This window comes from Streptomyces sp. NPDC002276 (assembly GCF_053891435.1).
Map to the genome: position 1 here is coordinate 1 of NZ_JBSFCQ010000011.1, position 25,645 is coordinate 25,645.

Sequence of the window (25,645 nt, forward strand, 5' to 3'; positions counted from 1 at the left end):
TCGGCGTCCACCTCTCCGAAGAATTCCAGCTCCACCCCGAACAATCCACAGACGCCATCGTCATCCACCACCCCGAAGCCAAATACTTCAACGCGCGCTGAACGTACAAGCGCGTTGATCGGATAAGTCGTACACTGGTCGGTCCACCGCAGGCCGGTCGCCTCTCTGCGAAAAAGAGGCGGCCGGCCTGATCGTCCCTCAAGGAGGTGCGCCAGGATGACCAGCACGGTTCCCGCGCTCGGAACCCGTACGGCCGAAGGCTCCGCGCTTCAGGCCGTTCTCCTCGACATGGACGGCACCCTGGTGGACACCGAGGGCTTCTGGTGGGACGTCGAGGTCGAGGTCTTCGGCGCCCTCGGACACACCCTCGACGACTCCTGGCGCCATGTCGTGGTCGGCGGCCCCATGACCCGCAGCGCCGGCTTCCTGATCGAGGCGACCGGCGCCGACATCACCCTCGCCGAGCTGTCCGTCCTGCTCAACGCCGGTTTCGAGGACCGCATCGGGCGGGCCCTGCCGCTGATGCCGGGCGCCGCCAGACTCCTGGCCGAGCTCTCCGAGTACGAGATCCCCACCGCCCTGGTCTCCGCCTCGCACCGGCGCATCATCGACCGCGTCCTGACCACGCTCGGCCCGCAGCACTTCGCGCTGACGGTCGCCGGCGACGAGGTGGCGCGCACCAAGCCGCACCCCGACCCGTATCTGTTCGCCGCCGCCCGCCTGGGCGTCGACCCGGCCCGCTGCGCGGTCGTGGAGGACACCGCGACCGGTGTCGCGGCGGCGGAGGCCGCGGGCTGTCTGGTGGTCGCCGTACCGTCCGTGCAGCCCATCGCACCGGCCGCCCGGCGCACTGTCGTGACCTCGCTGGAAGTCGTCGACCTGGCATTTCTGCGGGGACTGATGACCGACCGATGACGGAAATGCGTCAGCCGTTCACCGAGCGTGCAAACTCCAATGGGAAAGGAATTCACACCCGGTCGACCGGTCGAATTCCAGCGCTCTCCAACCGAGTTGAGGGTGTGAGGTTCCCCACGTGTACGGCGGTCGACATAGCGGCCGTCCTGTGCTGTTCACCCCATTTCTGAGGCCGATCACGCACCGTTGTGTCCCGATTGGTGAAACGCTGAACCAATCCTTCCGCCGGCGGGTTTTCGGTCTGTCCACAGCCGGTTCCGCAGCGTGATGGGAACTCAACTACGGTGGCCGCGAACCCCTGTGCGGGTCCGGACTAATCTCAAGGCGAGAACATCGCCCTATGCCCCCGTGATCGGCGTCACCACCCTATGCATGCCGGGTACACGGAATCGAACAGCTCTGGAGAACTTCGAGCATGAACCGCAAGACTTTGGTGCTGCCGGCCGTCGTCGGCCTGCTCGCGCCGGTGCTCGCCGCCTGTGGCGGCTCCGGCAGCGGAAGTTCCGGCGGCGGAGCGATAGTCGTCGGCACCACGGACCGGTTCGAGGCGACGAAGGACGCTCCGGCGCCGCTCGACCCCGCCTACGCCTACGACGTCGGCACCTGGAACATCCTGCGCCAGACCGTGCAGACCCTGATGATCCAGCCCAAGGGCGAGGGTGACCCGGTCCCCGAGGCCGCCGAGAAGTGCGGCTTCACCGACACCGGCAGCGAGCGCTACGCCTGCACCCTGCGCGAGGGTCTGAAGTTCGCCAACGGCGACAAGATCACCGCGGCCGATGTGAAGTACTCCATCGACCGCGCGATGCGCATCAAGGCCGACAGTGGTGTGTTCGCCCTGCTGTCGACCGTCGACACCATCGAGACCCAGGGCGACCGCGAGGTCATCTTCCACCTGAAGACGGCCGACGCCACCTTCCCGTACAAGCTGTCCACCCCGGTCGCCGGCATCGTGAACCCCGACGACTACGAGAAGGACAAGCTGCGCGACGGCTTCAGCGTGGACGGCTCCGGCCCGTACACGCTCTCGGTCGCCCAGAAGGACGACGCGATCACCACGGCCACGTTCACCAAGAACCCCAATTACAAGGGGACTCTGCAGGTGAACAACAGCAAGGTCGAGATGCGCTCCTTCGCGGACGCCACCTCCATGGGCACCGCGCTGAGCAAGGGCGACATCGACGTGATGACGCGCACCATGTCGCCGGAGCAGATCCAGAAGCTCGGCGACGACTCGAACGGCGACATCGACCTCGTCGAGATGCCCGGCCTCGAAATCCGCTACCTCGCCTTCAACACGGACGCCGCGAGCGTGAAGACGAAGGCCGTGCGCGAGGCGATGGCCCAGCTCATCGACCGCGGCGAACTCGTCTCCAAGGTCTACGGCACCGAGGCCGAGCCGCTCTACTCCATGGTCCCCGCGACCATCACCGGCCACTCGAACTCGTTCTTCAACAAGTACGGCGACCCGAGCGTCACCAAGGCCAAGTCCCTGCTGACCAAGGCCAGCATCACCACCCCGGTGAAGCTCACGCTGCACTACACGACCGACCACTACGGCCCGGCCACCAAGGAAGAGTTCGAGCAGTTGCGGTCGCAGCTCAACAACAGCGGCCTGTTCGACGTCACGATCAAGGGCGAGCCCTGGTCCACGTTCGTCCCGGCCGAGCGCAAGGGCTCGTACGACGTCTGGGGCATGGGCTGGTTCCCCGACTTCCCCGACGCCGACAACTACCTCGCGCCGTTCCTCGACACGGACAACTTCCTCAAGCTGCCGTACAACAACTCCGAGATCATCAAGACCCTGATCCCGGAGTCCCGTCAGGAAGCGGACCGGCTCGCCGCCGCCAAGAGCCTCACCACCATCCAGGACATCGTCGCCACCGACGTCCCGCTGATCCCGCTGTGGCAGGGCAAGCAGTACGTCGCCGCCCGCGACGACATCACGGGCACCGCGTACGCGCTCAACTCCTCCTCGACCCTGCAACTGTGGGAGCTCGGCCGCGGAGTCTGACCGCCTGACAGCGAGGTAAGCAAGTTCCACCAGTGGCCGGTCCCGCCCATCGCGGCGGGGTCGGCCACTGGCCTGTTGACTCGGCAAGAGCCGAACTCGCCCCGCAGACACGGAGAGGGCGCCCCTGTCAGGAAGGGGCGCCCTCTCCGCTCGTACCGCTCGTGCCCGGTCTACTACGTGCTACGGCGTCTACTGCGCGCCGGGGCGCACCAGCCCGCTCTCGTACGCGTACACCGCCGCCTGCACCCGGTCCCGCAGGCCCAACTTGGTGAGGACGTGCCCCACATGCGTCTTGACGGTGGTCTCGCTGACGAACAGATCGGCGGCGATCTCCGCGTTCGACAGCCCGCGCGCGACCAGCTTCAGTACCTCGACCTCACGCTCGGTCAGCGTGTGCAGGGCGTCCGGCACCGGCTCGTCACCGGACGGCAGATGACCGGCGTACTTGTCGAGCAGCCGCCGCGTGATGCTCGGCGCGAGCATGGCCTCGCCGGCGGCCACCACCCGGATCGCCTGCACCAGCTCGTTCGCCGGCGCGTCCTTCAACAGGAAGCCACTGGCACCGGCCCGCAACGCCTCCACCACGTACTCGTCGAGGTCGAAGGTGGTCAGCACCAGCACCTTCGCCGGGCCGTCCCGCCCGGGACCGGTGATCTGCCGCGTCGCCTCCACCCCGTCCATCCGCGGCATACGGATGTCCATCAGCACGACATCGGGCTGTAGAGCCCGCACCTGGTCGAGCGCCTGTAGACCGTCACCGGCCTCACCGACGACCGCGAGATCCTGCTCGGCCTCCAGAATCATCCGGAACCCGGTGCGCAGCAGCGGTTGGTCGTCGACAAGTAGGACGCGGATGGCCACGTGAGTCTCCTTCGCTAGCCCGGGCCCATTCTGCCCTGCGCGACAGGCGACTACCCGACCGGGCCGACGGGGCCCACGGGGAGGGCCCGGGTCGCTGACTTCGGGGGCGGCGTCGGAGTGGGCCGCTGACTTCGGGGGAGGTGCCGGAGCGGACCGCTGATTTCGCGGATGGTCCGGAACGGGCCGCTGTGCCGTCGCCTCGTGGGCCGAAGCGGCGTCGGCTGCCGCCTAGCCCCCTGTGGAGTCACCGTCCGCTGCCGGGCCTTCGGCCGAAACGCTTTCGGCCACCCGCACCGGCAGCGGATACGGCGGGGGAGTGCCGCCGAACTCCGGGCACACTGCCTTGTGGTCGCACCAGCCGCACAGCTTGGTCGGCCGGGGCCGCCACTCGCCCGTCTCCGTGGCCAGCCGGATCGCCTCCCACAGCGCGAGCAGCTTGCGCTCCACCCGCTCCAGATCCGCGAGGACGGGGTCGTAGGTCAGCACGTCCCCGCTGCCCAGATACACCAACTGGAGCCGCCGCGGAACGACCTGCTTCAGCCGCCAGACCACCAGCGCGTAGAACTTCATCTGGAACAGCGCGCCCTCGGCATACTCCGGCCGAGGCGCCTTGCCCGTCTTGTAGTCGACGATCCGCACATCACCCGTGGGCGCCACATCGACCCGGTCGATGATCCCGCGCAGCTTCAGCCCTGAGTCCAACTCGGCCTCGACGAACATCTCGCGCTCGGCCGGCTCCAGCCGCGTCGGATCCTCAAGGGAGAACCAGCGCTCCACCAGCCGCTCCGCCTCCCCGAGCCAGCGCGCCAACCGCTCGCCCTCCGGATCGTCGGCGAACAGCTCCACGACCTCCGGCCGGGTCTCCCGCAGCCGGTCCCACTGCGCCGGGATCAGCGACTTCGCACGCGGCGCCGTACGCTCGGCGGCCGGCGCGTCGAAGAGCCGCTCAAGGACCGAGTGCACCAGGGTCCCGCGAGTCGCCGCCTCGCTGGGCTTCTCCGGCAGCCGGTCGATCACCCGGAACCGGTACAGCAACGGGCACTGCATGAAGTCGCTGGCACGCGAGGGGGACAGGGAAGCGGGCGCTATGGCGACCCGCTCGACCACGCCCGCCGTCCCCGCCTCCACTGCCGCTACCACGCCCGGCCCCGCCGCCGCGCCCTCGTCGCCGACTGTTCCCGCGACGCCCTCCGCACTCGTCTCCATGCCCACAGACCTTACGGCCCGCCACTGACAGTGACCCGCCCCCGGCCGACGCGCCCGCGACAGCCGGGGAAACACGGGGGGTGCCGGGGCGGAACGCGTCGCGACCGCCGCATACCATCGACCCGAGACCCCTCCGCCCGGCTGGCGCGGAGGACGCTTCGAACGAGGGGACACCGTGGACGAGAGCGGCGGCAGCGCACAGCCGCGGTCCGGCAACGACGAGCCGACCGAACACGCCACGGGCGCCACGACCCCGGCCGCCGACCCCGGCACCCCGGAACCGAAACACGACGACACCCCCCACAACGGCACCGAGAGGCCCATCCGGCACGTCGAGGACCCCGACACGTCGTCCACGAACCACGCGAAGCCGACCACCACGCCCAACCACTCGGAGACGCCGACTCCGTCCGGGCCGACACCGACGCACCCCAACGAGCCGACACGCCCGCCCGGCCCCACCGCCACCGCCGACCCACCACCGGGACCGGCCACGCCACCGACCACCCCCGCCCCACAGGACGACCTCTCGGCACCGGAATCGCCCACGCCGACCATTGGCTCCGCCTCGCTTTCCACTGACTCCGCCCAACACGACGGCCCGTCGACCCCGGGTCCGAGCGCGCCGTCCGGCGACTCCACTCCGCCCGACCGCACGCCGACGGGGGTTTCCGGTAAGCCGTCCACCGGTCCTGCCCCGCACGACGGCCTGTCGACGCCGGGTTCGGGCACGCCCTCCGCAGGCTCCGCCCCGCCCGCCGGCCCGTCGACGCCAGGATCGGCCAGGCCGTCCACCGGCTCCGCCCCCCACGAGGCCGCACCCGCGTCCGAAACCGGCACGCAGTCCGTCGACTCCTCCGCCGACAACGCCCCGTCGGCGCCGGTATCCGGTACACCCTCCACCCCGTCCACCAGCCCCACCCCAAACACCGATACGGACACCGACACCGCGACCGGCACCCCCGACAAGGCCACCGCTCCCCACGACACCCCGCACGCCGACCGGGCCCCCGACCGCCCCCACGCCCACACGGAGGCGCACGCTCACACCGGCGCGCCCACGTCCCCCGACGCCCGCCCCGGCGGTACCGCCATGCCCAAGGGACGCCCCCCGCAGCGCCCCAAGGAGCCCGGTGGGGGGCTGCTGATGGGGCGGCCCTTCGGGGTGCCCGTGTACGTGGCGCCCAGTTGGTTCCTCGTCGCCGCGCTCATCACCTGGGTGTTCGGCGGCCAGTTGGACCGCGTGCTGCCCGAACTCGGCGCCGCCCGATACCTCGTGGCCCTCTTCTTCGCGGTCGCCTTCTACGGCTCCGTCCTGGTGCACGAACTCGCCCACACCGTCGCCGCACTCCGCTTCAAACTCCCGGTCCGCCGCATCCAGTTGCAGTTCTTCGGCGGTGTCTCCGAGATCGAGAAGGAGGCCGAGACCCCCGGCAGGGAGTTCGTGCTGGCCTTCGTCGGCCCGCTGCTCTCGCTCATCCTCTCGGGGATCTTCTACCTGGCCATGCTGCCCGTCGAACCCGGCACCGTCCCCGGCGTCCTGCTGGCCGGCCTGATGGTCTCCAACCTCATCGTGGCCGCCTTCAACCTCCTGCCCGGCCTGCCCCTCGACGGCGGCCGGATGCTCCGCGCCGTCGTCTGGAAGATCACCGGCAGGCCCATGAGCGGCACGATCGCCGCCGCCTGGGTCGGCCGCGCCCTCGCCGTCTCCGTCCTGATCGGCCTCCCGCTCCTCACCCAGACCGGCGCCCTCGGCACCAACACCGAGGACATCAGCGGCATGGACACCGTCACGGACGCCCTCCTGGCCGCGATCCTCGCCGCGATCATCTGGACCGGCGCCGGCAACAGCCTCCGCATGGCCCGCCTGCGCGAACACCTCCCCGACCTCCGCGCCCGCAACCTCACCCGCCGCGCGGTCCCCGTCGAGACGAACACGCCCCTCTCCGAGGCCCTGCGCCGCGCCAACGCCGCCGGCGCCCGCGCCCTGGTCGTCGTCGACGCCGACGGCCAACCGCTCTCCCTCGTCCGTGAGGCGGCCATCGTCGGCGTCCCCGAACACCGCCGCCCCTGGGTCTCCGTCAGCGGCCTCGCCCAGGACCTCACCGAAGGCATGCGCGTCTCCGCGGAACTCGCCGGCGAGGACCTCCTCGACACCCTGCGCGCCACCCCGGCCACCGAATACCTCGTGGTCGAGGAGACCGGCGAGATCTACGGCGTCCTGTCCGCGGCCGACGTCGAGCGCGCCTTCGTGAAGGCCATGGCCCGCCCCAACTGAGGCACGCGCGCGTGGTCGGCGGCCCCCGCAAACGCCGGTAGGCTGGTCACATGTCCGAACCGACCGGTGCCGCCCGCAGGCGCGGGCCCTTCAAGGTCGGGGACCAGGTTCAGCTGACCGACCCCAAGGGCCGCCACTACACGTTCACGCTCGAAGCGGGGAAGAACTTCCACACCCACAAGGGTTCCTTCCCGCACGACGAGCTGATCGGCGCACCCGAGGGCAGCGTTGTCCGCACCACCGGAAACGTCGCCTACCTCGCGCTGCGCCCCCTGCTCCCCGACTACGTCCTGTCCATGCCCCGCGGCGCCGCCGTGGTCTACCCCAAGGACGCGGGGCAGATCCTGTCCTTCGCGGACATCTTCCCCGGCGCCCGCGTCGTGGAAGCGGGCGTGGGCTCCGGCTCGCTCAGCAGCTTCCTGCTGCGCGCCGTCGGCGACCAGGGCATGCTGCACTCCTACGAGCGCCGCGAGGACTTCGCCGAGATCGCCCAGCAGAACGTGGAACGCTACTTCGGCGGCCCGCACCCCGCCTGGCAGCTCACCGTCGGCGACCTCCAGGACAACCTGTCCGACACGGACGTCGACCGCGTCATCCTGGACATGCTCGCCCCCTGGGAGTGCCTGGAGGCCGTCTCCAAGGCGCTCGTGCCCGGCGGCATCCTGTGCTGCTACGTCGCGACCACCACCCAGCTCGCGCGGACCGTCGAGTCCATCCGCGAGATCGGCTCCTTCAACGAGCCGACCGCCTGGGAGACGATGCTCCGCAACTGGCACGTCGAGGGCCTCGCCGTCCGCCCCGACCACCGCATGATCGGCCACACCGGCTTCCTCCTCACCGCCCGCCGCCTCGCGGACGGCGTCGAGCCCCCCATGCGCCGCCGCCGCCCCTCCAAGGGCGCCTACGGCGACGACTACACCGGCCCGAACGCCGACGGCGGCGGTGCCACCGGCCGCTGAGCCGAATCCCCGGCGGCCCTGTGCCGCACTCAACGCACGAACGCCGTGGCCGAGTTCCCGGAACACCTCCGGAACCCGGCCACGGCGTCTGTCTTCTGACGTACCGCCACAGCGGAAGAACCCTCCCGTGTGATCACGCGAACGAACTGTCGACCCCGCCGTTCCCCCGCATTGTGACGTGTGGCACCATGCAGGCCACCCCCACCGGCACAGCCCTCACAGGAGACACTCCTAGTGCAGCACTCCGCCGTCCCGGAACTGGAACTGGCACACACGAACACCCGGCCCATCCACTGGGTCGCCACCGCCACGGCACTCGCCGCCGTCGTGGCACTCTCCTCGGTCCTTCAGCCCGATTCGGCACGCGCCGCCCAGGCCTCCGGCCCGCAGGCGAAGCCCGCGCTCGCCACCGCCCCGGCCCCCGCGACCACAGGGGTCGACTTCCCCATCCAGTGCGGTCCCCAGAAGGCCGTCGTCCAGAAGCAGGCCTCCGGCGACCTCGACGGCGACGGCAGGCCCGAGACGGTCGCCGTCGTCCACTGCGACGCCGGCATGGGCACCCCGCCCGACGGCGTCTACGTCCTGACCCAGGCCGCCCACGCCACCAAGCCGCGCGTGGTGGCCACCCTGATCGCGCCGAAAGCCCGGGAGACGGTCACCGAGTTCGCCGTACGCGACGGCGCCGTACTCGCGACGATGCTCGGCTACTCGACCCAGGACGTGCCCAGTTGCTGCCCGGACGTCAAGGAGAGCGCGAAGTGGCAGTGGAAGAACGACACGTTCGTCCGCTCCACGCCCGGCAACACCCAGAGCGTCTGACGCCCCCGAGCCACCGGCCCGACGACCCTCAGGCCGCGTCGGGGCCGTACACCTCGACCCGGTCCGCGACCCGGCGCACATGGATGCAGTCGCCAGGACACTCCTTCGCGGAGTCCACCACGTCGACCAGCAGCGGCAGCGGCACGAGCGTGGTGGCGCCCTTGTCCTGCAACAGCTCGTCGTCCGGGCTCTTCACATAGGCCAGCCCGTCGATGTCCAGCTCGAAGACCTCGGGGGCGTACTGGGCGCAGATGCCGTCGCCGGTACAGAGGTCCTGGTCGATCCAGACCTCCAGCGCCTCGCCGTCGGCCGCGGCCTCGTCCTGCACGGTGATCTCTCCTGCTTCCGCCGGGTGTTGAACACTTCGACCCTACCTCCGCACCCCCGGGCGACACTTCCTGGAGAACCCTGGTTTCACGCCACGACATGACGGGCACCGTCCGCCCGGACACTCTCCGTCAGGGGGCGCCCCGGCGGGATTTCGCCGGGCCACGAACCCGCCGATACGGCAACTCACGTCCCCCATGAAGGATTTTGACCGACCCACCCTTGGAACAGTCGGCTTCTGAATCACGTTGAGTGGGTATTCAGACGGCACGAGGGAGAGCGCAGGGTGACCGACGACACACCTTGACAGTCTTTGTGATCTAGGGGTTTCAATCGACACCCACCCAGGTAGGGTCTGGAAGCGTCCAGCTCCCCTTGGAGGAGGTGAGGACCGTGGCAGCCCACGACGACGACATGAACCGCGGCATCCGCCCGGGACGAGGGTCCGACGACCCGTCCGGGCAGATTGCCTACCTTGAGCAGGAGATCGCCGTCCTGCGACGTAAGCTCGCCGACTCTCCGCGACACACGAGGATTCTCGAAGAGCGGATCGTCGAGCTGCAGACCAATCTGGCCGGAGTGTCCGCCCAGAACGAGCGACTCGCCAACACGCTCCGTGAGGCCCGCGACCAGATCGTGGCCCTCAAGGAAGAGGTCGACCGGCTCGCACAGCCACCGGCCGGCTTCGGAGTCTTCCTCGTGGCCAACGAGGACGGCACCGCGGACATCTTCACCGGCGGCCGCAAACTCCGGGTGAACGTCAGCCCAAGCGTGGATCTCGAAGAGCTCCGCCGCGGCCAGGAAGTAATGCTCAACGAAGCGCTCAACGTGGTCGAGGCCATGGAGTACGAGCGCGTCGGCGACATCGTCACCCTCAAGGAGATCCTTGAGGACGGCGAACGCGCCCTCGTACAGGGGCACACCGACGAGGAGCGGGTGGTACGGCTCGCCGAGCCACTGCTGGACATCACCATCCGCCCCGGCGACGCCCTGCTGCTCGAACCCCGTTCCGGCTACGTCTACGAGATCGTCCCGAAGAGCGAGGTCGAGGAACTCGTCCTCGAAGAGGTCCCCGACATCGGCTACGAGCAGATCGGCGGTCTGGGCGGCCAGATCGAGATGATCCGCGACGCGGTCGAACTGCCGTACCTCTACCCCGACCTCTTCAAGGAGCACGAACTGCGGCCGCCCAAGGGCGTCCTGCTGTACGGGCCCCCCGGATGCGGAAAGACGCTCATCGCCAAGGCCGTCGCCAACTCGCTGGCCAAAAAGGTCGCCGAGGTCACCGGACAGGCCACCGGCAAGAGCTTCTTCCTCAACATCAAGGGCCCCGAGCTCCTCAACAAGTACGTCGGCGAGACCGAGCGGCAGATCCGCCTCGTCTTCCAGCGTGCCCGAGAGAAGGCCAGCGAGGGCACACCCGTCATCGTCTTCTTCGACGAGATGGAATCCCTCTTCCGCACCCGTGGATCCGGTGTCAGCTCGGACGTGGAGAACACCATCGTCCCCCAGCTGCTCGCCGAGATCGACGGCGTGGAAGGCCTACAGAACGTGGTCGTCATCGGCGCCTCGAACCGCGAGGACATGATCGACCCCGCCATCCTGCGACCCGGCCGCCTGGACGTGAAGATCAAGATCGAACGTCCCGACGCCGAGGCCGCCAAGGACATCTTCGGCAAGTACCTCACCGAGCGCCTCCCGCTCCACCCCGACGACGTCGGCGAGCACGGCGGCGACAAGACCACCACCGTCACCAGCATGATCCAGACGGCCGTGGAACACATGTACACGGAATCCGAGGAGAACCGCTTCCTGGAGGTCACCTACGCCAACGGTGACAAGGAGGTCCTCTACTTCAAGGACTTCAACTCCGGCGCCATGATCGAGAACATCGTGGGCCGGGCCAAGAAGATGGCCATCAAGGACTTCCTCGACCACAAGCAGAAGGGCATCCGCGTCTCCCACCTCCTCCAGGCATGCGTGGACGAGTTCAAGGAGAACGAGGACCTGCCCAACACCACCAACCCGGACGACTGGGCCCGGATCTCCGGAAAGAAGGGCGAACGGATCGTCTACATCCGTACGCTCATCACCGGCAAGCAGGGCGCCGACACCGGACGCTCCATCGACACGGTGGCGAACACCGGTCAGTACCTGTAAAAAGCAGGGTGGCTGCGGGTGCCCTAGGCGGGTACCCGCAGCCAACTGTTTTTCAGGCCATGACCGCGACAAGGGGCGCGCAAGGCAATGACGCAAATGATCTCCCCACCAGCGCAAAGCCGTTCTAGGCTCTTCGGTACCGCCGAGTCGCGCAGTGCGGGGACGGGCACCGCACACGCACCGGAGCGCCAGCGGTACTTGAGCGGCGCCCCCGACCGAGGGCGCCGCCGGGCAAGGAGGGCCGCATGACCGTACGGCGAGTAATGGGCATCGAGACGGAGTACGGGATCTCCGTCCCCGGCCACCCCAACGCCAATGCCATGCTCACCTCGTCCCAGATCGTCAACGCCTACGCGGCGGCGATGCACCGGGCCCGGCGGGCCCGCTGGGACTTCGAGGAGGAGAATCCGCTGCGGGACGCGCGAGGCTTCGACCTCGCCCGGGAGGCCGCCGACTCCACCCAGCTCACCGACGAGGACATCGGCCTCGCCAATGTCATCCTCACCAACGGCGCGCGCCTCTACGTCGACCACGCACACCCGGAGTACAGCTCCCCCGAAGTCACCAACCCCATGGACGCCGTTCTGTGGGACAAGGCCGGCGAACGCATCATGGCGGAGGCCGCCGAGCGCGCGGCCCAACTCCCGGGCGCCCAGCCGATCCACCTCTACAAGAACAACACCGACAACAAGGGCGCCTCCTACGGCACGCACGAGAACTATCTGATGAAGCGGGAGACCCCCTTCTCGGACATCGTGCGCCACCTGACGCCCTTCTTCGTCTCCCGACAGGTCGTCACCGGAGCCGGCCGCGTGGGCATCGGCCAGGACGGACACGAGCACGGCTTCCAGCTCAGTCAGCGCGCCGACTACTTCGAGGTCGAGGTCGGTCTGGAGACCACCCTCAAACGCCCGATCATCAACACCCGCGACGAACCGCACGCGGACGCCGAGAAGTACCGCCGCCTGCACGTGATCATCGGCGACGCGAACCTCTCCGAGATCTCGACGTATCTGAAGCTCGGCACCACCGCCCTGGTCCTCTCCATGATCGAGGACGGCTTCATCGCGGTCGACCTGGCCGTGGACCAGCCGGTACGCACCCTCCACCAGGTCTCCCACGACCCCACCCTCAAGCGCCTGGTCACCCTCCGCAGCGGCCGGACACTCACCGCGGTCCAGCTCCAGATGGAGTACTTCGAGCTGTCCCGCAAGTACGTCGAGGAACGCTACGGCTCCGACGCGGACGACCAGACCAAGGACGTCCTCGCCCGCTGGGAGGACACGCTCAACCGCCTGGAGAACGACCCGATGAGCCTGGCCGGCGAGCTGGACTGGGTCGCCAAGCTGGAGCTCATGGAGGGCTACCGGCGCCGGGACGACCTTGACTGGGACGCGGCCCGGCTCCAGCTGGTCGACCTCCAGTACGCGGACGTACGGGCCGAGAAGGGCCTCTACAACCGCTTGGTGGCCCGTGGCCGCATCAAGCGGCTGCTGGACGAGGACGCGGTCGAACGGGCGCGTACGACGCCCCCGGAGGACACGCGTGCGTACTTCCGCGGACGCTGCCTGGAGCAGTACGCCGACGACGTCGCGGCGGCCTCCTGGGACTCCGTGATCTTCGACCTCCCGGGCCGGGACTCGCTCCAGCGCGTCCCAACCCTGGAACCGCTTCGCGGAACGCGTAATCACGTCAAGGAGCTCCTGGACCGCTGTCGTACGGCGGAAGACCTGGTCAGGGTCCTGTCGGGCGGCTGACAGGACCCTTCGGTCCGGGGCTCCGGACAGGGTGGAACGTCCGGTGGCCGGGAATCATCGAGGTGGCCGCCGTACGTTGTAGGAACTGCGGGGCCGATGTCAGTCCCTGCAAGTAGGGTCTGATCAAGAACGTCGAACCGAGCGGGGTGAGGGTTATGGCGACCAAGGACACCGGCGGCGGACAGCAGAAGGCGACGCGCTCCACGGAGGAGGTCGAAGAGCAGGTCGAGGAAGCACAGGCGACCGACGACCTCAAGGAGCGCCACGAGAAGCTGAGCGACGATGTCGACTCGGTTCTGGACGAGATCGACGATGTCTTGGAAGAAAACGCGGAGGACTTCGTTCGGTCATTTGTCCAGAAGGGTGGCGAATAGGGCGCAGTGTCCGAATTGGCGAACGGGAGAGGCTGCCCGCGGTGCGATCGGATCTTGCCGCGGGCGGCCTTCGCCAAGAACAAGGCCATGCGTCACGGTCTCCAGGCGTATTGCCGAGAGTGCTCTGCGGAGTACTACCGGCAGCGCCAGGAGGCAAAGGGTGAGACGGTCCGTGCCAAGGTGCCGGTGCCGCGCGGACACAAGCGCTGTCCTCAGTGCGGGGAGATCACGCCCCACTCGGAGTGGGAACTCAACGCGACGACGTCAGATGGCTATGTGAGCTACTGCGGGGCGTGCCGGGCTGACCGGAACCAGCGAAGTTCCTTCAAGCGCAAGTACGGCATCACCTTGGCCGAGCGGGACGAGATGATCGCCTCTCAAATGGGGCTCTGCGCGATCTGTTTGAAAGCTCCTGCGGTTCATGTGGATCACTGCCATAAGACGGGTAGGGTCCGAGGCGTACTGTGCTTCAACTGCAATTCCGGCATCGGCCTGTTGAGGGATGACCCCGCAGCTGCGTACCGAGCTGCCGACTACCTGGAAGGAAACGCGTGGAAGCCAACACTCGTAGCACCGGGCGTCTACCAGCTGCCTTCCTGACGCCTGGGTCGTCGTCCTTCATGGACTTCCTCTCCGACCACCAGCCGGGGATGCTGCCGGGCAACCGGCAACTGCCGCCCACCCAGGGCGTCGTCGAGGCCCCGCACGGCACGACCATCGTCGCCGTCACGTTCCCCGGTGGCGTGGTGCTCGCCGGTGACCGACGGGCCACCATGGGCAATGTCATCGCACAGCGGGACATCGAGAAGGTCTTCCCGGCGGACGAGTACTCGGCCGTCGGTATCGCCGGCACCGCCGGCCTCGCCGTCGAGATGGTCAGGCTCTTCCAGCTGGAGCTGGAGCACTTCGAGAAGGTCGAAGGCGCCCAACTCTCCCTGGAGGGCAAGGCGAACCGACTGTCCACCATGATCCGTTCCAACCTCGGCATGGCCATGCAGGGCCTCGCCGTGGTCCCGCTCTTCGCCGGTTTCGACGTGGACCGCGGCATCGGCCGCATCTTCTCCTACGACGTGACGGGCGGCCGTTCCCAGGAGCACGGCTACGCGGCCACCGGCTCCGGCTCGGTCTTCGCCCGCAGCGCCATGAAGAAGCTCTTCCACGACGGACTGACCGAGTCCGAGGCCACGACCCTCGTGGTGCAGGCCCTCTACGACGCCGCTGACGACGACTCGGCGACCGGTGGTCCCGATGTGGCCCGCCGGATCTACCCGATCGTCACCGTGATCACCGAGGACGGCTTCCGCCGGCTCACCGACGACGAGTCCTCCGAGATCGCCGCCTCGATCCTGGAGCGGCGACTGCAGCAGCCCGACGGCCCGCGCGCCGCGCTGCTCTGAACCGCGGGCCCGTTCTCATCAAGGTGATCCAGTGACTTCGACGGAACTTTAAAGAGAGGGACGGATACCGGTGTCGACGCCGTTCTATGTCTCACCCCAGCAGGCCATGGCCGACCGGGCGGAGTACGCCCGCAAGGGCATCGCCCGTGGCCGCAGCCTGGTCGTGCTGCAGTTCGCCGACGGCATTGTCTTCGTCGGCGAGAACCCGTCCCGCGCGCTGCACAAGTTCAGCGAGATCTATGACCGGATCGGGTTCGCGGCAGCCGGAAAGTACAACGAGTACGAGAACCTGCGGATCGGCGGCGTGCGCTACGCCGACATGCGCGGTTACACCTACGACCGCGCGGATGTGACCGCCCGCGGTCTCGCCAACGTCTACGCCCAGACGCTCGGCACGATCTTCTCCAGCGCGGCCGAGAAGCCGTACGAGGTGGAGTTGGTCGTCGCGGAGGTCGGGGACACGTCCGACGGCGATCAGATCTACCGGTTGCCGCACGACGGTTCGATCGTGGACGAGCACGGCTCGGTCGCGGTCGGTGGCAACGCGGAGACGATCAGCAGCTATCTGGACCAGCGGCACCGTGACGGCATGACGCTCGCGGAGGCGCTCAAGCTGGCCGTGCAGTCCCTGTCCCGTGACACGAACGGCAGCGAGCGGGAGATCCCCGCCGAGCGCCTGGAGGTCGCGGTGCTGGACCGTACCCGCCCGCAGGCCCGCAAGTTCAAGCGGATCGTCGGCGGCGAGCTGTCCCGGCTGCTCGGTGAGAGCGCCGGCGCCTCGTCGGAGTCCGATGACGACGGCGACGGCGAGGACGACGCCGAGAAGTGAGCCGACGAGTTCACTGAGTTCCCAGCCCTTCGTGCGCCCCGGTCGGTCATCAGCCGGGGCGCACGGCGTTGCGAGGGGCCTCAGGGGCTGCCAGGCGCTGCCGTGGAGCCTCGTACGACCAGTTCCACCGGGATGTCTCCCTCTTCCGGTACGCGGCCGTCCAGGACCGCCAGGAGGGCGCGCATGCCGTGTTCCCCGAAGAGTTCGGCGTCGAGGCGGACCGTGGTGAGTTCCGGGTCGATGGCGGTGGCCAGGGCGAGGTCGTCCAGGCCGGTGATCGACAGGTCCTCCGGGATGCGCAGGCCGAGGCGGCGGGCGGCCTTGTAGGCGCCGGCGGCGAGTTTGTCGTCGTCGCAGACCAGGGCGGTGGGCCGGGGGCCGGGTGCCGAGAGGGCGGCCTCGGCGGCGGTCAGGGCGCCCTCGATCGAGATGGGGGCGCGGGTCGTACGGATCGTGGTGCCCTCGAACTCGCCGACGCGTGCGGCCAGTTCACGCGTGCGTACCTCGAAGGTCCAGGACGGGATGTCCGCGGCGAGGTGGAGGAAGCGGCGGTGGCCCAGGGCCAGCAGGTGGTCGGCGACCTGGCGGACGCCGTCGGCGATGTCCAGGTTGACGGTCGCGGCGCCGAGGCTGCCCTCCGGGTCGCTGTCGAGCATCACCAGGGGCAGCTGGTCGCCGCGGATCGCGGTGAGGGCGTCGGCGGCCATGGAGGAGGCGATGACGCCGTCCAGGGCGGCCTGGGCGGAGGCGAAGGGGTCGCGGGCGGGGCCGATGCCCTCGGGGGAGGGGTAGAGGACCACGCCGAAGCCGTGTTCGGCGGCGACGCGGGCGGCGCCGGTGTAGACGCCGGCGAAGAACTCCGTGGTCAGCGCGGGGACGACCAGGAGGACGGTACGGGTGCGTCCCAGCCTGAGATTGCGGGCGGCGAGGTTGGGGCGGTAGCCCAGGTCGCGTGCGGCCTCCCGGACGCGTTCGGCGGTGGTCTCCGAGACGCGGCCCCGCCATTTGTCCCCGAGTACCAGCGAGACGGAGGCCTGCGACACCCCCGCGGCCTGGGCGACGTCGCGGCTCGTGGGGCGGGTGCTGCCTCGTGCCACCGTGGGGCTGCTCCTTCGGCCGTACTTCGTCTGGACTCGTGAACAGGGCACATGGTACGTATGACAGTGGAAGTTATACGTAAAACGTGAGGGTGGGGCACAGCCGTGGGATATCTGGAGATCCTCAGGGCGAGACACGCCACTCGCCTGCTCATAGGCACGCTGGTCGGCCGACTGCCGAACGCCACCGCCGCGATCGCCATCGTGCTGTTCATCCGCGCCGAGGGCGGCACATACAGCCTCGCCGGGGCACTCGCGGCCGTCTACGGCATCGCCAACGCGGTCGGGCAGCCCCTCCTCGGCCGCATGGTGGACGTCCACGGGCAGCCGCGCGTACAGCTGCCCGCCGCGGTCCTCTCCGCCCTGGGGATGACCGTCTTCGCCCACTGGGGCACCGATCCGCTCCCGCTCGCCTACGTCGCCGTGGCCGCCGCGGGACTGTTCGCGCCGCCCCTGGAGGGCGGTCTGCGTGCCCTGTGGCCGGCCGTGCTGCCCAAGGAGGAGCAGGTGCACACGGCGTACGCCATGGACGCCGTGGCGCAGGAAATCCTCTTCACCGTGGGGCCGTTGCTCGTGACGGTCCTCGTGTCGCTGTGGTCCGCCCCGGTCGCGCTGCTCGTGCTGAACGTCATCGGGGTGCTGGGCGCCCTCTCCGTGATCGTGTCGCCCCCCTCGCGCGCGTGGCGGTCGGCTCCGCGTGCCGCGCACTGGCTGGGCGCCCTGCGCTCGCCGGGGCTGCTCGCGCTCCTGGGCGCCTTCCTGTTCGTCGGGATGGCGCTCGGGTCCATCACGGTCGCCTCCGTGCCGTACGCGGACGGGCACGGCGGTGACGTGGTGTACGGGTGGCTCATGGCGGCCATCGGTCTGGGCGCGCTGCTGGGCGGCACGGTCTACGGGGCGCGGCGGTGGACCGGGACGCCCGAGCGCCGACTGCGGGTCCTGGTGGGGCTGCTGGCGGTGTGTTACCTGCCGCTGATGCTCATGCCGGGCGCGGTCCCCATGGTGCTGCTGACCGTGCTCGCCGGGGTGTTCCTGGCGCCCGCTCTCGCGTGTGCGTTCATCATCGTGGACCGACATGCCCCTGAAGGGACGGTCACCGAGGCTTTCTCCTGGCTTGTGACGACCTTCACCGTGGGCGCGTCGGTCGGAACGGGCGTCGCGGGGCCGGTCGTAGAGGCCGGTGGAGCCCTGTGGGGGTTCGCCGTGCCGGGGGCCGCCGGGGCGGTGTCGTTGCTGGTCCTGCTGGCCACCGGGCGGGTCCTCGCAGCTCCCGCCGGGGGTGCGGTCGTTGCGGCTTCACCGGAAAATGATCCAAACCGTGCGGTCGAACCCCGTTTCAGCACAGGGGATCGGGCGTAATGTTCACTCATGGACCGCCGCATTTTCGGGCTGGAGAACGAGTACGGCGTCACGTGTACGTTCAGGGGACAGCGTCGGCTGTCCCCCGACGAGGTGGCTCGGTACCTCTTCCGCCGTGTCGTGTCATGGGGCCGCAGCAGCAATGTCTTTCTGCGAAACGGCGCCCGGCTCTATCTCGACGTGGGCTCACATCCGGAATACGCGACCCCCGAATGTGACAACGTGACCGAACTGGTCACCCACGACAAAGCCGGCGAGCGCATTCTCGAAGGACTCCTGGTGGACGCCGAACGACGCCTGCACGAGGAAGGAATCGCGGGCGACGTCTACCTCTTCAAGAACAACACCGACTCGGCGGGCAACTCGTACGGCTGCCACGAGAACTATCTGGTGGCACGGCACGGCGAGTTCTCCCGGCTCGCGGACATCCTCATCCCGTTCCTGGTCACGCGTCAGCTGCTGTGCGGCGCGGGCAAGGTTCTCCAGACCCCGCGCGGCGCCGTGTACTGCGTCAGCCAGCGCGCCGAACACATCTGGGAGGGCGTCTCCTCGGCCACGACGCGTTCCCGGCCCATCATCAACACCCGCGACGAACCGCACGCGGACGCCGAGCGCTACCGCCGTCTCCACGTCATCGTGGGCGACTCGAACATGTCCGAGACGACCATGCTGCTCAAGGTCGGGGCCACCGACCTGGTGCTGCGCATGATCGAGGCGGGCACGGTGATGCGTGACCTGACCCTGGAGAACCCGATCCGGGCGATCCGTGAGGTGAGCCACGACATCACGGGCCGGCGCAAGGTGCGTCTGGCCAGCGGTCGCGAGGCCTCCGCGATCGAGGTGCAGCGCGAGTACTACGAGAAGGCCGTGGACTTCGTGGACCGCCGCGGCATCCGCACCGGCACCGTCGAGCAGGTCCTCGAACTGTGGGGCCGCACGCTCGACGCGATCGAGGCCGAGGACCTCGACCGGATCGGCACCGAGATCGACTGGGTCATGAAGTACCAGCTGATCGAGCGGTACCGGGCCAAGCACAACATGACCATGTCCCACCCGCGGGTCGCCCAGATCGACCTCGCGTACCACGACATCCACCGTCGCCGAGGGCTCTACTACCTCCTGGAGAGGAAGGGCCAAGCCGCCCGGATCTGCAACGACTTGAAGATCTTCGAGGGCAAGTCCGTTCCGCCGCAGACCACTCGGGCACGGCTGCGCGGCGACTTCATCCGCAGGGCCCAGGAACAGCGGCGGGACTTCACCGTCGACTGGGTCCATCTCAAGCTCAACGACCAGGCACAGCGCACCGTGTTGTGCAAGGACCCGTTCCGTTCCGTGGACGACCGGGTGGAGAAACTGATCGCCGGAATGTAGGCAAAAGCGTCCGGATACCGATGTCCGGATACATATTCGGTACGCCACACGGGCCCCGTACGTTTCACGTACGGGGCCCGTGCCACGCCGTAGAGTTGCGCGCACGCCATCAACAAGATCGACCGATACGAGGCCTTCACCGTGCGCCGACGCTCCCTTCTCATCGCTGTTCCCGCAGGACTTGTGACGATCGCGGGGTGCGGTGACAGCGACTCCTCCTCAAGCAAGGCCAGCGCGTCGCCGTCGCCGTCCGCCTCGGCTTCCACCGCTCCGCCGCCGAAGGTCGTGGACGGTCCGGTGCCGGCGATCACCGCGGGGACGAAGTTCGACGAGAAGCCGACCGTCGCCAAGGGCACCGGCGATCCGTCGAAGAACCTCGCGGTCAAGACGGTCATCGCGGGCAGCGGCAAGGCCGTCGCGGAGGGCGACTTCGTCCAGGTCAACTACCTGGGCCAGATCTGGTCGACGGCCAAGGTGTTCGACAACTCCTACGACCGCAAGACCCCGTTGGTGATCCAGCTCGCCCAGGGCAGCATCATCGACGGCTGGCGCTACGGCCTGGCGGGCCGGAAGGTCGGCAGCCGCGTCGAGATGGCCATCCCGCCGACCTGGGGGTACGGCACGTCGGGCAACAGCCAGGCGGGCATCAAGGGTACGGACACGCTCGTCTTCGTGATCGACGTGCAGGACGCCTTCAACATCAAGAGCTCCGCCAAGGGCAAGGCCGTCGCGCAGTCCGACAGCGCACTGCCCAAGGTCGGTACGAACACCGACGGCAAGGCCCCCTCGGTGACCGTCCCGAAGGTGGACCCGCCGAAGAAGCTGGTGTCGAACTACGTTCTGGAGGGCGACGGAGCCGTCGTCAAGGCGTCCCAGACGATCCTGTGCCAGTTCGAGGGCGTGGTCTGGTCCACCGGCAAGCAGTTCGAATCGACGTACTCCCAGGGCCGGTTGAGCCAGTTCGCGATCTCGCAGATGGAGTCGGTCGTCAAGGGCCTGGCGCAGGGCGTCACCGGCAAGAAGGTCGGCAGCCGCGTCCTGATCGTGGCGCCCGCCGACCTGGCCTACGGCGACACCCCGCCCAGTGGCGGCGCCATCAAGAAGGGCGACACCCTGGTGTTCTCGGTCGACATCCTGGCGGCGATGTAGCCCCGCGGGTGAAGAGCCTGGCCGACGCATCGGCGCGGCCGGGATGCGAGACTGTCCGAGTTGCCTTGTCGTACACAAGCAGGAGCTAGAGACGTGAGCATCGAGAAGCCCGAGATCGACTTCCCTGAGGGCGCACCCCCGGCCGACCTGGAGATCAAGGACCTCTGGGAGGGTGACGGCGAGATCGCGAAGTCGGGCCAGAACGTCACCGTCCACTACGTGGGCGTGGCCTTCAGCACCGGCGAGGAGTTCGACGCCAGCTGGAACCGCGGCGAGCCGTTCCGCTTCCCGCTCGGTGGCGGCCGTGTCATCAAGGGCTGGGACAAGGGCGTGCAGGGCATGAAGGTCGGCGGCCGTCGCCAGCTGACCATCCCGGCGCACCTCGCCTACGGCAACCAGAGCCCGACCCCGGCGATCAAGCCGGGCGAGACCCTGATTTTCGTGGTCGACCTCGTCGCCGTCTGATCACCGGTTCCGACCGGACCCGATCAGCTGGGGCCCATGCCTGCTCGGGCATGGGCCTTCGGCTTTTGTCAGGCCATCCCGGGGCGGTACGGTCATCGTTCGTAAGTACAGAGGAAGGCGAAGGGCGTCGATGGCCATTGCCAAGGCCGAGCGGCTGATGAACCTCGCGCTGTGTCTGCTCGGGACGCGGCGGCCGCTCAGCAAGCGTGAGCTGCGGGAATCCATCGAGGCCTACCTCGAAGCGGGCAGCGACGACTCCTTCAACCGGATGTTCGAGCGCGACAAGGACGATCTGCGCGAACTCGGCCTGGTCATCGAGACGGTGGAGAACCTGGACGGCGAGGTCGGTTATCTCGCCCGCCGTGACAGCAACCGCCTCCCGCCCATCACGCTCGACGCCGAGGAGGCCGCCGCGCTCGGTCTCGCCGCGAAGGTGTGGCAGCAGGCCCGGCTCGCCGGCGCGGCCAGCGGGGCGCTCCAGAAACTGCGCGCCGCCGGAATGCCCGAGGACCTCGACCCGTACGAGCCGCACGGCGCCCTGGAGCCCCGTATCCCGGTGCATGAGGCGTCGTTCGAGCCGCTGATGCTGGCCTGCCGGGACCGCCGGCCGGTCGTGTTCGAGTACCGCAAGGCCACCGCAGCCCGCCCCGAGACGCGCAGCGTCGAGCCGTGGGCCCTTGAGTGCTGGCGCGGCCACTGGTACCTCGCCGGCTGGGACCGGGACCGGGGCGCCGAGCGGGTCTTCCGGCTCTCCCGGATCACCGGCAAGGTGCGCTCGCGCAACGGGCGGTTCACCGCGGACATCCCCGATGTCGTGACCGTGCGCGAGACCGTCGCGAGCTGGGCGGGGGAGACCGCCGACCGCTCCGCCCTGATCCGGCTGCGCACGGGCTCCGGTTACCCCCTGCGGGCGAAAGCCGCGGCGGTTCGGGAACTCGGGGACGGCTGGGACGAGTTGGAGATTCCGTACGGCCACGGACTGGACGCCTGGCTGGTCGAGTTCGGGCCGGACGTGGTCGTCCTGGAGCCCGCCGAGCTGCGGGCCGACGTGGTCGACCGGCTGCGTGCCGTGGCCAAGGGCTGAGGGGGAGCGGAAGAGAACTGTGGCAGGCAAACCGGTCAGGCCAGTCAACGCCATCGACCAGACCCGGCGGATGCTCTCCCTGGTGACCTATCTCAAGGAGCGCCCCGGAGCACGCGTCGAGGACGTCGCGCGCGCCTTCGGGATCACCGAGGACGAGTTGGTCTCCGACCTCGACGTCCTGCCCATGTGCGGGACCAGTTTCCGGGGCGGTGACCTGCTCGACATCGACACCGACGGCGACCGCATCTGGTGGCACAACCCGGACGACGTCGCCGAACCGCTGCGGCTCGCCGCCGATGAGGCGACCGCGCTCCTGGTGGCCGCCCGCGCGGTGTCGACCCTGCCGGGCCTGCGTGAGAGCGACCGGCAGGCGCTGCTGCGGGCCAACGCCAAGGTGGAGGCGGCGGCCGGTGAGGCGGCCGGGGCCAGCGCCCGCCTTTCGGTGACCTTCGAGTCGGAGGGCGGTGTCTTCGCGGATGTCGACCGCGCGATTTCGGAGCGCCGTCGGCTGTGGATCCGCTACTACTCGCCCGCCCGCGACGAGTTGTCCGAGCGCGAGATCGACCCCATCCGGCTGGTCAGCGTCGGGCACACGTACGTGGAGGCCTGGTGCCGCCGCTCCGAGGCGCGCCGCACCTTCCGCCTCGACCGGGTCGCCGAGATCAAGATCCTCGACGAGCCGTCCGCGCCGCCCGAGATCGAACTGCGGGACCTGTCGGAGGCGTTGGTGCAGCCCGCCGCCGAGGACCCGGAGGTCGTCGTCGAGGTCGGCCCGGGTGGGCGCTGGGTCGCCGAGTACTACCCGCACGACAGTGCCGATGAGCTTCCCGACGGCGGGCTGCGTATTACCTTGCGCACCCCCGACCCGACGTCCCTGCGACGCCTGGCCCTGCGGCTGGGGCGCGACGGCCGGATCGTCTCCCCGAGCGATCTCGCCGACAGCGCCCGCCGCGCGGCCCGCGAGGCACTGGCGGCGTACGACGGACCGCAGAGCGTGGTTGACGGTGTGCAAGGTGTTGACGAGAGGCAGGAGCAGGGGCTGTGAGCGAGTCGACGATGACTGGTGTCCCAGGCGTCTCCGGTGACAAGGGCGTCTCCGGTGGTCCGGAGATGACGGTGGCCGCCGCGTTCGCCGGGATGAAGAACGTGATGCCGGTCGTGTTCAGAGCGGGCTGCCCGGACTGCCGGGGCAACTTCGAACTGGCGGCGAGCGCCCTGCGCCTGGCCATCGGCGCCACCAGCCGCACCACGTTCTACTCCTTCACCTGCCCCGACTGCGGTGCCGCGGTCCGCAAACCCGCGGGCGAGCGGATCGTCGAACTGCTCACCGGCGGCGGGGTGCGGACCCTGCGGCTGACCTCGGTCGGGTAGCAGGGTCTAGGCTCGCCCCATGTTCTGGGCGATGGTCGCGGTAGCTGTGGGTTTTCTGGGTCTCGCCGTGCTCGGCGTGCTCGCCGTCCGGGTCTTCCTGGAGGCGCGGCGGCTCGGACTGCAGGTCACGGCCGCCGCGCAGCGCATCAACAGGGCGGCCGAGGACCTGGAGCGAGCGGCCGTCTCCACGGCGCGTTCCGTCGACGCACTGTGAGTCACGTATGCGTGGGGTGTGAGTTGCGCGGCTGATGCGCTTCGCGTCACTTTGCCCTGTCACGTTGTCGCTCAGGGCGGGTACGCTGCTGATCGCGGTCCGGATAACGAGGCCCGGAGCGCGGACCGGGAGTACGCACGGGGATTGCCTGACGTTTACCCCTGAGCGTTACGATCGCTGGCAGCACGAAGGTCGGACAGATGTCCGACCCATCGGACAGCACCCCCACCCCAGCCGCCTCGGTGAGAAGGTAAAGACTTATGTTCGGAAGGCTCGGAGCTCCCGAGATCATTCTCATCCTCGTCGTCATCGTGCTGCTCTTCGGCGCGAAGAAGCTTCCGGACATGGCCCGCTCCCTCGGCAAGTCCGCCCGCATCCTCAAGAGCGAGGCCAAGGCGATGAAGGAAGAGGGCAACAGCACCCCCGCTCCCGCCGGCCCGCCGAACACCGACGAGCCCGTGCAGCGCACCATCCAGGCGGCCCCCGGCGACGTGACCAGCTCGCGCCCCGTCACCGAGCCGTCGGACACGACCAAGCGCTGACGCAGGGCCGGGACGCCCCCGGCCTGCCGCACGAGATGAGGACGTGGGTTGCCTAAGCCTGCCCGCAAGAAGGAGAAGGACCCCGAGGGGCGGATGCCCCTCGCGGACCATCTGCGTGAGCTGCGCAACCGGCTCGCGAAGGCGATGCTCGCCATCATCGTGGTGACCTGCGTGGCCGCCTTCTTCTACAACGACATCGTCAACATCATCACCAAGCCGGTGCTGGACTCGGTCGGTTGCGCCTCGACCTTCGAGGAACTGCGGAAGGCCGGCGACAAGACCCACCAGTGCGCGCAGATCACCATCAACGGTCTGCTGACGCCGTTCACACTGGCGTTGAAGGTGTCCCTGATGGCCGGCGTCGTCCTGGCGTCCCCGGTCTGGCTGTACCAGCTGTGGGGCTTCGTCGCCCCGGGCCTGCACAAGAACGAGAAGAAGTACGCGCTCGGCTTCGTCGGCACCGGTGTACCGCTCTTCCTCGCCGGCGCCTACTTCGCCTACCGGGTGCTGCCCACCACCGCGAAGGTCCTGCTCGGCTTCACGCCGAAGGACGTCAACAACCTGCTGCCGCTCGACGACCTGCTCGACCTGGTCACGCGCATGGTGCTGGTCTTCGGCCTCTCCTTCGAGCTGCCGCTGCTGCTGATCATGCTCAACCTCACGGGCGCGCTGACCGGCAAGCGGATGCTCGGCTGGTGGCGCGCCATGATCCTCGGCATCACGGTCTTCGCGGCCGTCGCCACCCCCAGCACCGACCCGCTCACGATGCTGGCCCTCGCCGGGCCCATCTGGGTGCTGTACTTCGGCGCGGTCCTCTTCTCCCTGGTCAACGACCGGCGCAAGCGCCGCCGCGACGAGTCGGGACCGGCCGACGACGAGGCCTCCGACCTGGACCTCACCCCCGATGACATCGGCGACGTCGAAGCCGTCTCGGCGGGCCGGGCAGCACTGCCCGAGCAGGCGAGCGGCACCGGTTCGGACCGGGTCAACGGGTATGACGACGTGACCTGATCACCTTCCCGACCTCCGCCGAGACCGGCCGTTCCCGCAGCGCGGGCGGCCGGTCTCCGGGTGTGGAGGACCTATGGGAACGGATA

Annotated in this window: 25 protein-coding genes; 21 read left to right on the top strand and 4 right to left on the bottom strand. The window is 69.0% G+C overall.

Annotation, left to right across the window (positions count from 1 at the left end; all coding sequences use genetic code 11):
- Positions 1 to 216: 216 nt before the first annotated feature.
- Positions 217 to 915, top strand: a complete 699-nt coding sequence (locus tag ACWIHT_RS26410; protein WP_200709378.1) for an HAD family hydrolase — start codon at positions 217 to 219, stop codon at positions 913 to 915.
- 415 nt (positions 916 to 1,330) lie between these two features.
- Complete coding sequence (locus ACWIHT_RS26415; protein ID WP_456170742.1) at positions 1,331 to 2,929, top strand: ABC transporter substrate-binding protein; 1,599 nt, start codon at positions 1,331 to 1,333, stop codon at positions 2,927 to 2,929.
- A gap of 189 nt (positions 2,930 to 3,118) precedes the next feature.
- Here ACWIHT_RS26415 and ACWIHT_RS26420 read toward each other — a convergent pair whose 3' ends face one another.
- Positions 3,119 to 3,790, bottom strand: coding sequence for a response regulator (locus ACWIHT_RS26420; RefSeq protein WP_019066105.1), 672 nt, complete (start codon positions 3,788 to 3,790; stop codon positions 3,119 to 3,121).
- Between the two features lie 228 nt (positions 3,791 to 4,018).
- The gene (locus tag ACWIHT_RS26425; RefSeq protein ID WP_456170743.1) at positions 4,019 to 4,996 is read right to left on the bottom strand and encodes a RecB family exonuclease; all 978 of its coding nucleotides are present in this window, start codon (positions 4,994 to 4,996) and stop codon (positions 4,019 to 4,021) included.
- Between the two features lie 175 nt (positions 4,997 to 5,171).
- On the opposite strand from ACWIHT_RS26425, the gene ACWIHT_RS26430 reads away from it, so the two are divergent.
- From ACWIHT_RS26430 to ACWIHT_RS26440, 3 genes are all read left to right on the top strand, one after another.
- A complete protein-coding gene (locus tag ACWIHT_RS26430) occupies positions 5,172 to 7,274 on the top strand; it encodes a site-2 protease family protein (RefSeq protein ID WP_456170744.1) in 2,103 nt (700 codons plus the stop codon).
- 50 nt (positions 7,275 to 7,324) lie between these two features.
- Positions 7,325 to 8,233, top strand: coding sequence for a tRNA (adenine-N1)-methyltransferase (locus ACWIHT_RS26435; RefSeq protein WP_456170745.1), 909 nt, complete (start codon positions 7,325 to 7,327; stop codon positions 8,231 to 8,233).
- Between the two features lie 234 nt (positions 8,234 to 8,467).
- Positions 8,468 to 9,052: a hypothetical protein gene (locus ACWIHT_RS26440; RefSeq protein WP_456170746.1), complete on the top strand. Its 585-nt coding sequence runs from the start codon at positions 8,468 to 8,470 to the stop codon at positions 9,050 to 9,052.
- A gap of 28 nt (positions 9,053 to 9,080) precedes the next feature.
- Here the strand turns inward: ACWIHT_RS26440 and ACWIHT_RS26445 are convergent, their stop codons facing one another.
- The gene (locus tag ACWIHT_RS26445; RefSeq protein WP_328686559.1) at positions 9,081 to 9,386 is read right to left on the bottom strand and encodes a ferredoxin; all 306 of its coding nucleotides are present in this window, start codon (positions 9,384 to 9,386) and stop codon (positions 9,081 to 9,083) included.
- 386 nt (positions 9,387 to 9,772) lie between these two features.
- Here ACWIHT_RS26445 and arc point away from each other — a divergent pair, with 386 nt between their 5' ends.
- The 6 genes from arc to prcA all read left to right on the top strand — a co-directional run bounded on the left by arc (position 9,773) and on the right by prcA (position 15,896).
- Positions 9,773 to 11,539, top strand: coding sequence for a proteasome ATPase (gene arc / locus ACWIHT_RS26450; RefSeq protein ID WP_456170747.1), 1,767 nt, complete (start codon positions 9,773 to 9,775; stop codon positions 11,537 to 11,539).
- A gap of 245 nt (positions 11,540 to 11,784) precedes the next feature.
- Positions 11,785 to 13,296 carry a depupylase/deamidase Dop gene (gene dop / locus ACWIHT_RS26455; protein WP_456170748.1) on the top strand — a complete coding sequence of 504 codons (1,512 nt, stop codon included), beginning with the start codon at positions 11,785 to 11,787 and terminating at the stop codon, positions 13,294 to 13,296.
- A gap of 155 nt (positions 13,297 to 13,451) precedes the next feature.
- Complete coding sequence (locus ACWIHT_RS26460; RefSeq protein ID WP_399001160.1) at positions 13,452 to 13,670, top strand: ubiquitin-like protein Pup; 219 nt, start codon at positions 13,452 to 13,454, stop codon at positions 13,668 to 13,670.
- A 381-nt stretch (positions 13,671 to 14,051) separates the two neighbouring features.
- The gene (locus tag ACWIHT_RS26465; RefSeq protein ID WP_450617219.1) at positions 14,052 to 14,270 is read left to right on the top strand and encodes an endonuclease VII domain-containing protein; all 219 of its coding nucleotides are present in this window, start codon (positions 14,052 to 14,054) and stop codon (positions 14,268 to 14,270) included.
- Positions 14,222 to 15,067: a proteasome subunit beta gene (gene prcB, locus ACWIHT_RS26470; RefSeq protein ID WP_200716537.1), complete on the top strand. Its 846-nt coding sequence runs from the start codon at positions 14,222 to 14,224 to the stop codon at positions 15,065 to 15,067. The genes ACWIHT_RS26465 and prcB overlap by 49 nt, the downstream gene beginning before the upstream one ends.
- Positions 15,068 to 15,137: 70 nt before the next feature.
- The gene (gene prcA / locus ACWIHT_RS26475) at positions 15,138 to 15,896 is read left to right on the top strand and encodes a proteasome subunit alpha (protein WP_456170749.1); all 759 of its coding nucleotides are present in this window, start codon (positions 15,138 to 15,140) and stop codon (positions 15,894 to 15,896) included.
- Positions 15,897 to 15,976: 80 nt separating this feature from the next.
- Here the strand turns inward: prcA and ACWIHT_RS26480 are convergent, their stop codons facing one another.
- Positions 15,977 to 16,993, bottom strand: coding sequence for a LacI family DNA-binding transcriptional regulator (locus tag ACWIHT_RS26480; RefSeq protein ID WP_456170750.1), 1,017 nt, complete (start codon positions 16,991 to 16,993; stop codon positions 15,977 to 15,979).
- 105 nt (positions 16,994 to 17,098) lie between these two features.
- Between ACWIHT_RS26480 and ACWIHT_RS26485 the strand changes: the two genes are divergently transcribed.
- The 10 genes from ACWIHT_RS26485 (at position 17,099) to tatC (ending at position 25,559) form a co-directional block, all read left to right on the top strand.
- Positions 17,099 to 18,352, top strand: a complete 1,254-nt coding sequence (locus ACWIHT_RS26485) for an MFS transporter (RefSeq protein ID WP_456170751.1) — start codon at positions 17,099 to 17,101, stop codon at positions 18,350 to 18,352.
- 9 nt (positions 18,353 to 18,361) lie between these two features.
- On the top strand, positions 18,362 to 19,723 hold the full coding sequence (gene pafA / locus ACWIHT_RS26490) for a Pup--protein ligase (RefSeq protein WP_043681683.1): 1,362 nt from the start codon (positions 18,362 to 18,364) through the stop codon (positions 19,721 to 19,723).
- A 141-nt stretch (positions 19,724 to 19,864) separates the two neighbouring features.
- Complete coding sequence (locus tag ACWIHT_RS26495) at positions 19,865 to 20,872, top strand: FKBP-type peptidyl-prolyl cis-trans isomerase (RefSeq protein ID WP_456170753.1); 1,008 nt, start codon at positions 19,865 to 19,867, stop codon at positions 20,870 to 20,872.
- A gap of 93 nt (positions 20,873 to 20,965) precedes the next feature.
- The gene (locus tag ACWIHT_RS26500; RefSeq protein ID WP_456170754.1) at positions 20,966 to 21,337 is read left to right on the top strand and encodes an FKBP-type peptidyl-prolyl cis-trans isomerase; all 372 of its coding nucleotides are present in this window, start codon (positions 20,966 to 20,968) and stop codon (positions 21,335 to 21,337) included.
- 130 nt (positions 21,338 to 21,467) lie between these two features.
- A complete protein-coding gene (locus ACWIHT_RS26505) occupies positions 21,468 to 22,421 on the top strand; it encodes a helix-turn-helix transcriptional regulator (protein WP_201049780.1) in 954 nt (317 codons plus the stop codon).
- Positions 22,422 to 22,440: 19 nt separating this feature from the next.
- The gene (locus ACWIHT_RS26510; protein WP_456170756.1) at positions 22,441 to 23,466 is read left to right on the top strand and encodes a helix-turn-helix transcriptional regulator; all 1,026 of its coding nucleotides are present in this window, start codon (positions 22,441 to 22,443) and stop codon (positions 23,464 to 23,466) included.
- Positions 23,467 to 23,477: 11 nt separating this feature from the next.
- Entirely contained in the window at positions 23,478 to 23,792 is a 315-nt protein-coding gene (locus ACWIHT_RS26515; protein ID WP_456170758.1) for a hypothetical protein, read from the top strand.
- 19 nt (positions 23,793 to 23,811) lie between these two features.
- Positions 23,812 to 24,006 carry a hypothetical protein gene (locus ACWIHT_RS26520; protein ID WP_399120045.1) on the top strand — a complete coding sequence of 65 codons (195 nt, stop codon included), beginning with the start codon at positions 23,812 to 23,814 and terminating at the stop codon, positions 24,004 to 24,006.
- Positions 24,007 to 24,266: 260 nt separating this feature from the next.
- Complete coding sequence (gene tatA / locus ACWIHT_RS26525; RefSeq protein ID WP_200715025.1) at positions 24,267 to 24,548, top strand: Sec-independent protein translocase subunit TatA; 282 nt, start codon at positions 24,267 to 24,269, stop codon at positions 24,546 to 24,548.
- Positions 24,549 to 24,596: 48 nt separating this feature from the next.
- Positions 24,597 to 25,559 (top strand): twin-arginine translocase subunit TatC, encoded by a 963-nt coding sequence (gene tatC, locus ACWIHT_RS26530; RefSeq protein ID WP_456170759.1) that lies wholly within the window; start codon positions 24,597 to 24,599, stop codon positions 25,557 to 25,559.
- Positions 25,560 to 25,645 lie beyond the last annotated feature (86 nt).